Source organism: Micromonospora sp. AMSO1212t (assembly GCF_008868145.1).
GTDB lineage: Bacteria > Actinomycetota > Actinomycetes > Mycobacteriales > Micromonosporaceae > Micromonospora > Micromonospora tulbaghiae.
In genome coordinates this window covers 1-11,049 of record NZ_WBKS01000166.1, presented here as the reverse complement: position 1 = coordinate 11,049, position 11,049 = coordinate 1, and the positions used below count along the sequence as shown (strand labels likewise).

Below are 11,049 nucleotides of genomic sequence, written 5' to 3'. Positions count from 1 at the left end.
GGCGCCGGCGGCCTGGGCGGCGCGCAGGCAGTAGAACGCGCCGGAACGGGCGTGCAGCAGCGCCGGGTCGGTCGGCCGCAGCGCGGCGGCCACCGCGGCGTCGCCCTCGTGACCGGCCGACTCGACAGTGAAGTACCCCTCGCCGAAGCCGGACAGCCACCGCCCGGCCAGGTCGAGCAGCCGGCTGGTCAGCTGCGCGTCGAACAGGGCCAGCGCCTGCGCCCCCGTCAACGGCCCGCCGTCGGGCAGCGGTTCGCCGAGGTCGCGCCGCTGGTCGGGCGCCCCGAGCGCGGCCAGTTCGGCCCGGAGCCGGTCGTCGAGATCGTGCGGGGTGGTCACGCGGACAGCATTACCGACTCGGGCCCGCCTCGCCCACTCGGACACGTTCCGCCCGGCGTGGCTCAGACCTGGCCACACTCCTGCGGGCAGCCTCCGTCGGAGACCTTCAGCACCAGGTCCCGCAGTGTGGCCAGTTCGTCGGTGCTCAGTCCGTCGAGGAGTCGGGAGTCCGACATCACCTGGCGGAGCCGGTCGCGTACCTGCCGCCCCCGCACGGTGACCACGAGAGCCTTCTGCCGCCGGTCGGCCGGGTCGGTACGCCGTTCCACCAGCCCGGCCTGCTCCAGCTTGTCGACCAGGCCGGTGACGTTGGACCTGTCGCAGCCGAGCTGCTCGGCGAGGTCACGGGCCGGCAGAGGGCGGTCCGGGTCCAGCTGGTGCAGCGCCCGGGCGACCGCCGGGGTGAGGCCCAGCGCCGCGATCCCCTCGTCCTGGTGGTGCCGCATCGCGGCGGCGACGTGCAGGATCCGGCGCATGGTCGCCCCGGCCAGGCCGGCCCGGTCGCGGGCGGTGGAAACGGTGGAATGCGCCATCCGTTCATGTTATGGCGAAGTCGATCTTCGATCAGCCGAACGGTCAGGCACCTCGTGCAACCGATTGCCGATCATGAAGCGCTGTTCGGCGAGAACTGCCGGCCGGTCGTCCGCGCGCCACGTTCCGGCCACCGACGACCGCGCGACTGCCCGGAACTCGGCGCGGCCGGACGCGCGCCCGCCGGTCCGGCCGGTCAGCCGGCCAGGAACGAGAAGCGCACCTGACGGTCGGGGTTGTCCCCGTTGGTGTCGACCAGGCAGATCGACTGCCAGGTGCCGAGCTGGAGCCGCCCGCCGAGCACCGGCAGCGTCGCGTACGGCGGCACGAACGCCGGCAGCACGTGGTCGCGGCCGTGCCCGGGTGAGCCGTGCCGGTGCCGCCACCTGTCGTCGGTGGGGAGCAGGTCGTCGAGCGCCCGCAGCAGGTCGTCGTCGGACCCGGCGCCGGTCTCGATGATCGCCAGCCCGGCGGTGGCGTGCGGGACGAAGACGTGCAGCAGGCCGTCGCCGGCCCCGGACACGAACCGCTCGGCCTCGCTCGTGATGTCCCGGACGGTCGGCCGGGAGCCGGTCCGGACGGTGATCACCTCACTGCGCATACGGCGCATTCTGCCGCAGTGCCCGGTTCGCCGCCGCGTCCGCCGATAGCGCATCCGGTGATCGCGCAAAGTTACTGATGGGTACCTGTGTTCAGCGTCGCGTCTGGGGGTGGGAGAGGTGACGACACGCGCCACCAGGGGGCAGGATGGCGCTAGAGACCTATCCCACACAGAACCGAGGGAACGCCTGTGGCTACGGAACGCAAGCGCCCGGTGATCACCGCTGGTCTGCCGAGCCAGCTTCCGGACATCGACCCTGAAGAGACCAGCGAATGGGTCGAGTCGCTCGACGGTGTCATCGACGAGCGCGGGACAAAGCGAGCCCGCTACGTCATGCTGCGCCTGCTGGAGCGGGCCCGCGAGCGGCAGGTCGGGGTGCCGTCCCTGACCACCACCGACTACATCAACACGATCCCGCCGGAGCGCGAACCGTGGTTCCCGGGTGACGAGCACGTCGAGCGGCGGCTGCGGGCGTACATCCGGTGGAACGCCGCGATGCTGGTGCACCGGGCGCAGCGCCCGGAGATCGGCGTCGGTGGGCACATCTCCACGTTCGCCAGCTCGGCGTCCCTCTACGAGGTGGGCTTCAACCACTTCTTCCGGGGCAAGAACCACCCGGGCGGCGGTGACCAGATCTACTACCAGGGTCACGCCTCCCCCGGCATGTACGCGCGGGCGTTCCTGGAGGGGCGGCTCAGCGAGAGCCAGCTCGACGGCTTCCGGCAGGAGCTGTCGCATCCCGGTGGCGGGCTGCCGTCGTACCCGCACCCGCGGCTGATGCCGGACTTCTGGGAGTTCCCCACCGTCTCCATGGGCCTGGGGCCGCTGAACGCCATCTACCAGGCGCGGTTCAACCGCTACCTGCACCACCGGGGCATCAAGGACACCTCCCAGCAGCACGTCTGGGCGTTCCTGGGCGACGGTGAGATGGACGAGGTCGAGTCGCTCGGCGCGATCGGCGTGGCCGCCCGCGAGGAGCTGGACAACCTCACCTTCGTGATCAACTGCAACCTGCAGCGCCTGGACGGGCCGGTCCGCGGCAACGGCAAGGTCATGCAGGAGCTGGAGGCGTTCTTCCGGGGCGCCGGCTGGAACGTCATCAAGGTGGTCTGGGGCCGGGAGTGGGATCCGCTGCTCGCCGCGGACACCGACGGCGCGCTGGTCAACCTGATGAACACCACGCCCGACGGTGACTACCAGACCTACAAGGCGGAGTCCGGGGCGTACGTGCGGGAGCACTTCTTCGGCCGTGACCCGCGGACCCGCAAGATGGTCGAGGGGCTGACCGACGACGAGATCTGGAACCTCAAGCGGGGTGGCCACGACTACCGCAAGCTCTACGCGGCCTACAAGGCGGCCACGGAGCACACCGGCCAGCCGACCGTGATCCTCGCCAAGACGATCAAGGGCTGGACGCTCGGTTCGCACTTCGAGGGCCGCAACGCCACGCACCAGATGAAGAAGCTGACGCTGGACGACCTGAAGCTCTTCCGCGACCGCCTCTACCTGGACATCCCGGACAAGCAGCTGGAGGAGAACCCGTACCTCCCGCCGTACTACACCCCGGGCGAGAAGTCGGACGAGATCACGTACCTGAAGGACCGGCGTCAGCAGCTCGGCGGCTACCTGCCCACGCGCAGCACCGCGCGCAAGACGCTGACCATCCCGGGCACCGAGCGGTTCTCCGACGTCAAGCGCGGGTCCGGCAAGCAGAAGGTCGCCACCACGATGGCGTTCGTCCGCCTGCTCAAGGACATCATGAAGGACAAGGAGTTCGGCAAGCGCTGGGTGCCGATCATCCCGGACGAGGCCCGTACCTTCGGTATGGACTCGCTCTTCCCGACCCAGAAGATCTACTCGCCGCACGGCCAGCGCTACACCTCGGTGGACCGGGAGCTTTTCCTGTCCTACAAGGAGTCGACCACCGGCCAGATCCTGCACGAGGGGATCAACGAGGCCGGGTCGGTGGCCTCGTTCACCGCCGCGGGCACGGCGTACGCCACCCACGGCGAGCCGATGATCCCGCTGTACATCTTCTACTCGATGTTCGGCTTCCAGCGCACCGGCGACGGGTTCTGGGCGGCGGCGGACCAGATGGCGCGGGGCTTCGTGCTCGGCGCCACCGCCGGCCGGACCACGCTCAACGGTGAGGGCCTCCAGCACGAGGACGGCCACTCGCTGCTGCTCGCCGCCACCAACCCGGCGGTGGTCTCCTACGACGCGGCGTTCGCCTTCGAGCTGGCGCACATCGTGGAGAACGGCCTGCACCGGATGTACGGCGAGGAGCAGGAGAACATCTTCTACTACCTCACCATCTACAACGAGCCGATCTTCCAGCCGGCCGAGCCGGAGGGCGTGGACGTCGAGGGCATCCTCAAGGGCATCCACCGCTACTCCCCCGCGCCGCAGGTCGGCGACGACGCGCCGAAGGCGAACATCCTCGCCTCCGGCACCGGCATGCAGTGGGCGCTCAAGGCCCAGCAGCTGCTCGCCGAGGACTGGGGCGTATCAGCCGACGTGTGGTCGGTGACGTCCTGGACCGAGCTGCGTCGTGACGCGGTGGAGTGCGAGGAGCACAACCTGCTCAACCCGGGCGAGGAGCCGCGGGTGCCGTACATCGCACGGAAGCTGGCCGACGCCGACGGGCCGAAGGTCGCGGTGAGCGACTGGATGCGCGCGGTACCGGACCTGATCGCCCGCTGGGTACCCGGGGACTACACCTCGCTCGGCACCGACGGCTTCGGCATGTCGGACACCCGGCACGCGCTGCGCCGCCACTTCCACGTGGACGCCGAGTCGGTCGCGGTCGCCACGCTGCGCCAGCTCGCGCTGCGCGGCGTGGTGCCGGCCCACGTGCCGGCCGACGCGGCCCGCAAGTACGCGCTGGACGACGTCAACGCCGCCCCGGTCGGCGAGACCGGCGGCGACAGCTAGTACCCGTCACACGAGAAGGGCCCGGCGCCAGGCGCGCCGGGCCCTTCTCGTCCCCCGATGCGACGACGGCCCGGCGTCCCTGGCGGGAACGCCGGGCCGCCACCATCGCGGGCGACGCCGGGACGGGCTCGGTCAGCCGACGGCGGCCAGGTCGGTCAGCCGGGCCAGCGAGTCCTCCAGGTCGGCGCCGACCCGGCGCAGGCCGAGCCGGAGCAGGGCCGCCTTGACGGGTCCGGCGGGCCACCGCACGACGATCAGGCGTACGACGGTGCCGCCGGCCTCCTCGTCCGGGGTCAGCTGGACGTAGATCTCGGTGCGCGCCTCGGCCCGGGCGCCGGCGCCCTTCGCGCGTTCGCGCCAGCCGATCAGGGTCGGCTCCTGGAAGGCGATCACCTCGGCCTCGTGCGCGGCGCCGCGTCCGGCCTGGACCAACTGCCGCCGCCCGAATCCCTCCCCGGACAGGACTTCGGCCGCGCGGACTCCCGCCAGCCAGGCCGGCAGCTGCTCGGCTCGCTGCACGACGTCCCAGACCACTTCCACCGGCGCCGCCACGTGTGCGCTGCGTTCCACGAGGATCATGAGTATCTTTCCCCCACTTAAATCACATCCGCGATATTCGGCACTCTATGTGTAAATCGGACTTAAGCGGACGGGTTCGGATAAGACACGCCGAACGCCCTTGCGCTGCCCACTCATCCCGGCCTATGGCGCGGCGGTCCGTCGAGCCCTAGAGTCGCGAGCACGCTTCATGTCTTGGAGGGTGCCTTGACGACCGCGCCGATGCCCGAGTTCCCCGCCGGCTTCCGCTGGGGTGTCTCCACCTCCGCGTACCAGATCGAGGGTGCGACCACCGCCGACGGTCGCGGGCCGTCCATCTGGGACACGTTCGCCCACTCCCCCGGCCGGATCGCCGACGGCAGCACCGGCGACGATGCGTGCGACCACTACCACAGGTACGCCGAGGACACCGCGCTGCTGGCCGGGCTGGGGGTGTCCGCGTACCGGTTCTCGATCGCCTGGCCCCGGATCCAGCCGGCCGGCGCCGGCCCGGCCAACGCCGCCGGTCTGGACTTCTACGACCGGCTGGTGGACGGCCTGCTCGACGCCGGCGTGGACCCGGTCGCCACGCTGTTCCACTGGGACCTGCCGCAGGCTCTGGAGGACGCCGGCGGCTGGCTGAACCGGGACACCGCCGCCCGCTTCGCCGAGTACGCCGACCTGACCGCGGCCCGCCTCGGCGACCGGGTGAAGCTCTGGATCACGCTCAACGAGCCGTTCATCCACATGAGCCTCGGCCACGGCACGGGCGAGCACGCCCCCGCCCGGACGCTGCTGTTCGACGCCTTCCCGGTGGCCCACCACCAGCTCCTCGGGCACGGTCTCGCGGTCGCCGCGCTTCGTGCCCGCAGCACGTCCCCGGTGGCGATCGCCAACAACTACTCCCCGGTGCGGCTCGCCGGCGACACCGACGCGGACCGGGCCGCCGCCGCGGCGTACGACGCGCTGCACAACCGACTGTTCACCGAGCCGCTGCTCGGACGCAGCTACCCGGACGCGCTCGGCCCCGACCCGGCCGTGGTGCGCGACGGCGACCTGGACGTCATCGCCGCCCCGATCGACGTACTCGGCGTCAACTACTACAACCCGACGGGCATCCGGGCGCCGGAGGCGGATTCGCCGCTGCCGTTCGAGATCGTGCCGCTGGACGGCTACCCGCGCACCGCGTTCGACTGGCCGGTGGCCCCGGACGGTCTGCGTGAGCTGCTGCTCCAGCTGCACGAGCGGTACGGCGACGCGCTGCCGCCGATCCAGGTCACCGAGAGCGGCTGCGCGTACGACGACGCGCCCGGCGCCGACGGCCGGGTGCACGACCCGGAGCGGATCGCGTACCTGGACGGGCACGTGCGCGCCGTGCACCAGGCGATGGCCGAGGGCGTGCCGGTGACCGGGTACTTCGTCTGGTCGCTGCTGGACAACTGGGAGTGGGCCGAGGGCTTCACCAAGCGGTTCGGCCTGGTGCACGTCGACTTCGACACGCAGCGGCGGACGCCGAAGTCGTCGTACACATGGTTCCGGGACCTGGTCCGGCGATGACCACCGTGAACCCGACGCCGGCCTCGCTGCCGGCGGCGCTCGCCGAGCCGACCGTCCCGGTGCGGCGGGGCTGGATCGCGCTGATATTCGCGGCCAACCTGGGCGTCTGGATGGCGTTCTTCACCCCGATCCAGGTGCTGCTGCCGCAGCAGGTGGAACGGATCGCCCCGGCCGACAAGGAGGCCATGCTGGCGGTGGTCACCGGCATCGGCGCGCTCGCCGCGGTGCTGGCGAACCCGCTGGCCGGGGCGCTGTCCGACCGCACGTCGCTGCGGCTGGCCAACCGGCACTTCGGCCGCCGGCACGTCTGGACCGCGCTCGGCGCGGTGATCGGCGCGCTCGCCCTGGTGCTGCTGGCCCGGCAGAACACCATCGCCGGGGTGGCGGTGGCCTGGGTGGCCGCGCAGGTCTGCTTCAACGCGATGCTGGCCAGCCTCACCGCCGCGATCCCGGACCGGGTGCCGGTGGCGCAGCGCGGCGGCGTGTCCGGCTGGGTGGGCATCCCGCAGGCACTGGGCCTGGTGCTCGGCGCCGTGCTGGTGACCGCCGTGGTCACCGGGAACGCCGCCGGGTACGCGGCGATCGCGCTCGCCGTGCTGCTGCTGTCGCTGCCGTTCGCGCTGCTGACCCAGGACGACCCGCTGCCCCGGGAGCACCGGCCCCCGCTGCGCCTGCGGTCCCTGTTCGCCTCGATGTGGATCAGCCCGCGCCGCCACCCCGACTTCGCCTGGGCCTGGTTCACCCGGTTCCTGGTGCAGACCGGCAACGCGCTGGGCACGCTGTACCTGCTCTACTTCCTCACCGACGGGGTACGGGTGGCCGACCCCGAGGGCTCCCTGCTGGTGCTGATCCTGCTCTACACGGTCGGCATGATGCTCACCGCTGTGGTCGCCGGGCGCATGTCCGACCGCTCCGGCCGACGCAAGGTCTTCGTGATCGCCTCCGGGCTGATCATGGCGGTGGCGGCGGTGCTGCTCGCGGTGGCGCCGACCTGGCCGATGGCGATGGTGGCGGCGCTGCTGCTCGGCGCGGGGTACGGCGTCTACCTGGCGGTGGACGCCGCGCTGATCACGCAGGTGCTGCCCGCCGCGACGAACCGGGCAAAGGACCTCGGCGTGATCAACATCGCCAACTCGGCGCCCCAGGTGCTCGGGCCGGCGCTGTCCGCGCCGATCGTGGTGCACCTCGGCGGCTATCCGACCCTGTACGCGGTCACCGCGGCGGTCACGGTGCTCGGCAGCGCCCTGGTGGTGAAGATCAAGGCGGTGCCCTGACCCGGCCCCCTGCCGGAAACCCGTCGCGGCCCGCCGTAGGCTGGGGGGCGTGACGGTACGTGTACGCTTCGCCCCTTCCCCGACCGGTATGTTCCACGTCGGCGGCGCCCGCTCGGCGCTGCAGAACTGGATCTTCGCCAAGCAGCAGGGCGGGGTGTTCGTGCTGCGCATCGAGGACACCGACGCGGCACGTAACCGGCCCGAGTGGACCGAGGGCATCCTCTCCGCGCTCGACTGGATCGGCATCGCCCGGGGCAGCTACGAGGGCCCGTACTACCAGTCCTCGTACGCGGGCGAGCACCGGGCCGCCGCGCAGCGGCTGTACGAGGGCGGCCGGGCCTACTACTGCGACTGCACCCGCGAGGACGTGCAGGCGCGTACCGGCCCGCAGCAGCGCGGCTACGACGGGTTCTGCCGCGACCGCGGCCTGGAGCCGGGCGAGGGCCGGGCACTGCGCTTCCGTACCCCGGACGAGGGCGAGACCGTGGTGGTCGACCTGGTGCGCGGCGAGCCGACGTTCGAGAACAAGCTGATCGAGGACTTCGTCATCGCCCGCGGTGACGGCTCCCCGGTGTTCCTGCTGGCTAACGTGGTCGACGACATGTCGATGGGGATCACCCACGTGATCCGGGCCGAGGAGCACCTGCCGAACACCCCGAAGCAGCAGCTGCTGTGGGACGCGCTCGGCGTCAAGCCGCCGGTCTGGGCGCACGTGCCGGTGGTGGTGAACGAGAAGCGGCAGAAGCTGTCCAAGCGGCGGGACAAGGTCGCGCTGGAGGCGTACCGGGACGAGGGCTACCTCGCCGACGCGATGCGCAACTACCTGATGCTGCTGGGCTGGGCGCCGTCGGGCGACCGCGAGATCGTGCCCTGGTCGGTGATCGAGGAGGAGTTCCGGCTGGACGAGGTCAACCCGTCCCCGGCGTTCTTCGACGAAAAGAAGCTGCGCGCGTTCAACGGCGACTACATCCGGGCGCTGCCGGTGGCGGACTTCGTCGAGGCGTGCCGGCCGTGGCTCACCGGCACCGGCACCATCGCCCCGCCGCCGTGGCAGCCCGACGAGTTCGACCCGGCCGCGTTCGCCGCGGTGGCCCCGCTCGCGCAGACCCGGATCGCGGTGCTCAGCGAGATCGTGCCGAACGTCGACTTCCTGTTCCTGGCCGACCCGCTGATCGACGAGGCGGCCTGGGCTAAGGCGATGAAGGAGGGCGCCGCCGACCTGCTGGACGCGGCGATCGGCGCGTTCGAGGCGCTGGAGTCCTGGGACGCCGAGTCGCTCAAGGCCACGCTGGAGGCGGTCGGCGCGGAGCGCGGGCTGAAGCTGGGCAAGGCGCAGGCGCCGGTACGCGTCGCGGTCACCGGGCGCACCGTCGGCCTGCCGCTGTTCGAGTCGCTGGAGGTGCTCGGCCGCGACCGTACGCTGACCCGGCTGCGCGCCGCCCGCGTACGCCTGGTCTGAGCGGTCAGCGGCCGGCGGCGCGACGGCGCAGCAGCAGTCCGCCGCCCAGCGCGGCCAGCACCACCACGGCTCCGGCCGCCCACAGCCAGCCCGTACCCCCGTCGTCGTCCGTCCCGGCGGCGGCCGGGGTCGGGCTCGCCGGGGTCGGCGCGGCGCTGGTCGGCGCGACGGTGGTGGGCGCGACGGTGGTGGGCGCCGCGCTCGCCGACGGCGACTCCGCCGGGGTGCCGGTGGTCAGGGTGAACCGGATCTCCCCCTTGACCGGATGGCCGTCGTCGGACGCCAGCCGGTAGGTCACGATGTAGAGACCGGCCGCGCCCGGCCGGAACGGGACCGTCACACGCTTGCCGGAGAAGGCCGGCGGGCCGCCGGTCGCGGCCACGTTGTCCGGGCCGGTGACGGTGACCTCGGTGGTCGCCTCCTTCGGCGTGGCGAGGAACCGCAGCTCGATTCGCTCCGGTGCGACGGCCAGCCGGGCCCCGTCGCGCGGATCACTGCCGGTCAGCGAGTTGTGCGCGGCGGCTGGCGCGGCCGGCAGCAGCGTCGACGCCACCACCACCCCGAGCACCACCGCCCAGGTACGCGCCACACGGGCGACCCTGCCCCCCATGGTTCCCTCCGTCCGGGTAGGATCCGGCCGATGATCATCGACCGTTCATTGGTCGGTCTCAGCTCGCAGATAGTTCCAAATACTCTTCCACCAGCTGCAACCGAGCGCCGTTCTGCGGAGTCTTGTGGTGGACACCGGTCCAGTGTGACCTGCAGCGGAAGCCAGCCATCGAACGGGGCGAGGAGGCGGCGATGATCCGAAGGGTGAGACGGCTGCTGATCGCCGTGACCGGGGGCGTGGCGGCCCTGGCGTGCACGCTGGCCCTGGCCGGCACGGCGGCGGCCCAGGCGGCGCCCAAGCCGAAGCCGGCTCCGACCGGCGTCGACATCAGCGGCGAGCGGCTCGACGCGCCGCTGAAGCTGCGCACCGACACCAGCCCGAACGAGGTCAACCTGGTGATCGACCAGGTCAGGTGGCTGGGTACGACCGGCCAGTTGCGCGGCCCGGCCGCGAAGGATCTGGGTCCGAAGTACACGGTGGTGGTGCTCGCCGCCGCCGGTCCGCAGCGCACCTACGACCTGTTCCCGCTGGCCAAGGGCGGTCCCCGGATCTACCGGCCGGGCAAGCAGCCGGACCTGAGCAGCACCCGGGCCGGCTGGTTCTTCGGCCGGCTCAACATGCCCGAGACGCTGCGCTCGGTCGGCGTGCCGATGCCGGCGCAGTTCGACACGCTCGCCGGCGGCGTCGGCGGCGGCGAACGGGTGCTTCCGGAGGAGGCGCTCGACCCGGTGCACAACCTCGACACCGCGCTCGGCGAACTCCAGCGGCTGCTGCTGCTCAACGTGGGCATCGTGCTGGTCATCACCGCCGGGCTGGCCGGCATCGCGCTGCTGGTCCGCCGCCGCACCCGCTGAACCGCGGCAGGCGCCGCGTCAGCACCAGCGGCGCGGCGGGCGCTCCCGGCGGGTGGTCCGGTTGCTCGGGCGTACCGCGCCGTGACGGTGGCCGCCCGCCCAGCCCGCCAGGCCGCTGCGGCAGCTCCGGTCGGCCGGTTCTTCGTCGGCCGGGTGCGCCGGCTCCGCCGCCCGCTGCCGGGGCACACCCGGCTCGTCCTCGGCGCGCTCCGGCGCCCGGCCGGCCGGCTGCTCCCCCTGCTGGTTGAGGCACGGCCGGCGCGGGTGTGTGGCAGTCGCCGGCTGGTCGTGGCCCCGTCGGCATGCTTCACCCTGGGCGCAACCGTGCTCGGCCTCCCCCTTGGCCATCCCGG

General features: G+C 72.2%; 10 protein-coding genes and 1 pseudogene. 5 read left to right on the top strand and 6 right to left on the bottom strand.

Annotation, left to right across the window (positions count from 1 at the left end; genetic code table 11):
* From F8279_RS27280 to F8279_RS27270, 3 genes and pseudogenes are all read right to left on the bottom strand, one after another.
* Positions 1 to 339, bottom strand: a pseudogene (locus F8279_RS27280) (transketolase); the annotation flags it as partial.
* Between the two features lie 62 nt (positions 340 to 401).
* On the bottom strand, positions 402 to 872 hold the full coding sequence (locus F8279_RS27275; RefSeq protein WP_151501460.1) for a MarR family winged helix-turn-helix transcriptional regulator: 471 nt from the start codon (positions 870 to 872) through the stop codon (positions 402 to 404).
* 194 nt (positions 873 to 1,066) lie between these two features.
* Entirely contained in the window at positions 1,067 to 1,471 is a 405-nt protein-coding gene (locus F8279_RS27270; RefSeq protein ID WP_030271630.1) for a secondary thiamine-phosphate synthase enzyme YjbQ, read from the bottom strand.
* Positions 1,472 to 1,660: 189 nt separating this feature from the next.
* On the opposite strand from F8279_RS27270, the gene aceE reads away from it, so the two are divergent.
* A complete protein-coding gene (aceE, locus tag F8279_RS27265) occupies positions 1,661 to 4,405 on the top strand; it encodes a pyruvate dehydrogenase (acetyl-transferring), homodimeric type (RefSeq protein ID WP_151501459.1) in 2,745 nt (914 codons plus the stop codon).
* A 132-nt stretch (positions 4,406 to 4,537) separates the two neighbouring features.
* On the opposite strand, the gene F8279_RS27260 is transcribed toward aceE, so the two are convergent.
* Entirely contained in the window at positions 4,538 to 4,984 is a 447-nt protein-coding gene (locus F8279_RS27260) for an SRPBCC domain-containing protein (RefSeq protein WP_073831293.1), read from the bottom strand.
* Between the two features lie 201 nt (positions 4,985 to 5,185).
* Here F8279_RS27260 and F8279_RS27255 point away from each other — a divergent pair, with 201 nt between their 5' ends.
* Genes F8279_RS27255 through gltX form a run of 3 tightly spaced genes read left to right on the top strand, consistent with a single transcriptional unit; the run spans position 5,186 to position 9,232 of the window.
* Positions 5,186 to 6,499 carry a GH1 family beta-glucosidase gene (locus F8279_RS27255; protein WP_151501462.1) on the top strand — a complete coding sequence of 438 codons (1,314 nt, stop codon included), beginning with the start codon at positions 5,186 to 5,188 and terminating at the stop codon, positions 6,497 to 6,499.
* Positions 6,496 to 7,773: an MFS transporter gene (locus F8279_RS27250; protein ID WP_151501458.1), complete on the top strand. Its 1,278-nt coding sequence runs from the start codon at positions 6,496 to 6,498 to the stop codon at positions 7,771 to 7,773. The genes F8279_RS27255 and F8279_RS27250 overlap by 4 nt, the downstream gene beginning before the upstream one ends.
* Positions 7,774 to 7,822: 49 nt before the next feature.
* Complete coding sequence (gene gltX / locus F8279_RS27245; protein WP_091421356.1) at positions 7,823 to 9,232, top strand: glutamate--tRNA ligase; 1,410 nt, start codon at positions 7,823 to 7,825, stop codon at positions 9,230 to 9,232.
* Between the two features lie 4 nt (positions 9,233 to 9,236).
* On the opposite strand, the gene F8279_RS27240 is transcribed toward gltX, so the two are convergent.
* Positions 9,237 to 9,842: a copper resistance CopC family protein gene (locus F8279_RS27240; RefSeq protein WP_091421358.1), complete on the bottom strand. Its 606-nt coding sequence runs from the start codon at positions 9,840 to 9,842 to the stop codon at positions 9,237 to 9,239.
* Positions 9,843 to 10,033: 191 nt separating this feature from the next.
* Here F8279_RS27240 and F8279_RS27235 point away from each other — a divergent pair, with 191 nt between their 5' ends.
* On the top strand, positions 10,034 to 10,696 hold the full coding sequence (locus F8279_RS27235; RefSeq protein WP_091421361.1) for a hypothetical protein: 663 nt from the start codon (positions 10,034 to 10,036) through the stop codon (positions 10,694 to 10,696).
* Positions 10,697 to 10,714: 18 nt separating this feature from the next.
* Here F8279_RS27235 and F8279_RS27230 read toward each other — a convergent pair whose 3' ends face one another.
* Positions 10,715 to 11,044: a hypothetical protein gene (locus F8279_RS27230; protein WP_151501461.1), complete on the bottom strand. Its 330-nt coding sequence runs from the start codon at positions 11,042 to 11,044 to the stop codon at positions 10,715 to 10,717.
* Between the last annotated feature and the right edge of the window lie 5 nt (positions 11,045 to 11,049).

Excerpts from the sequence above, each read along its gene's own strand:
- F8279_RS27275 (WP_151501460.1), bottom strand. The coding sequence starts at position 872 with ATGGCGCATTCCACCGTTTCCACCGCCCGCGACCGGGCCGGCCTGGCC.
- F8279_RS27270 (WP_030271630.1), bottom strand. The coding sequence starts at position 1,471 with ATGCGCAGTGAGGTGATCACCGTCCGGACCGGCTCCCGGCCGACCGTC.
- F8279_RS27260 (WP_073831293.1), bottom strand. The coding sequence starts at position 4,984 with ATGATCCTCGTGGAACGCAGCGCACACGTGGCGGCGCCGGTGGAAGTG.
- F8279_RS27255 (WP_151501462.1), top strand. The coding sequence starts at position 5,186 with ATGCCCGAGTTCCCCGCCGGCTTCCGCTGGGGTGTCTCCACCTCCGCG.
- F8279_RS27250 (WP_151501458.1), top strand. The coding sequence starts at position 6,496 with ATGACCACCGTGAACCCGACGCCGGCCTCGCTGCCGGCGGCGCTCGCC.
- F8279_RS27240 (WP_091421358.1), bottom strand. The coding sequence starts at position 9,842 with ATGGGGGGCAGGGTCGCCCGTGTGGCGCGTACCTGGGCGGTGGTGCTC.
- F8279_RS27235 (WP_091421361.1), top strand. The coding sequence starts at position 10,034 with ATGATCCGAAGGGTGAGACGGCTGCTGATCGCCGTGACCGGGGGCGTG.
- F8279_RS27230 (WP_151501461.1), bottom strand. The coding sequence starts at position 11,044 with ATGGCCAAGGGGGAGGCCGAGCACGGTTGCGCCCAGGGTGAAGCATGC.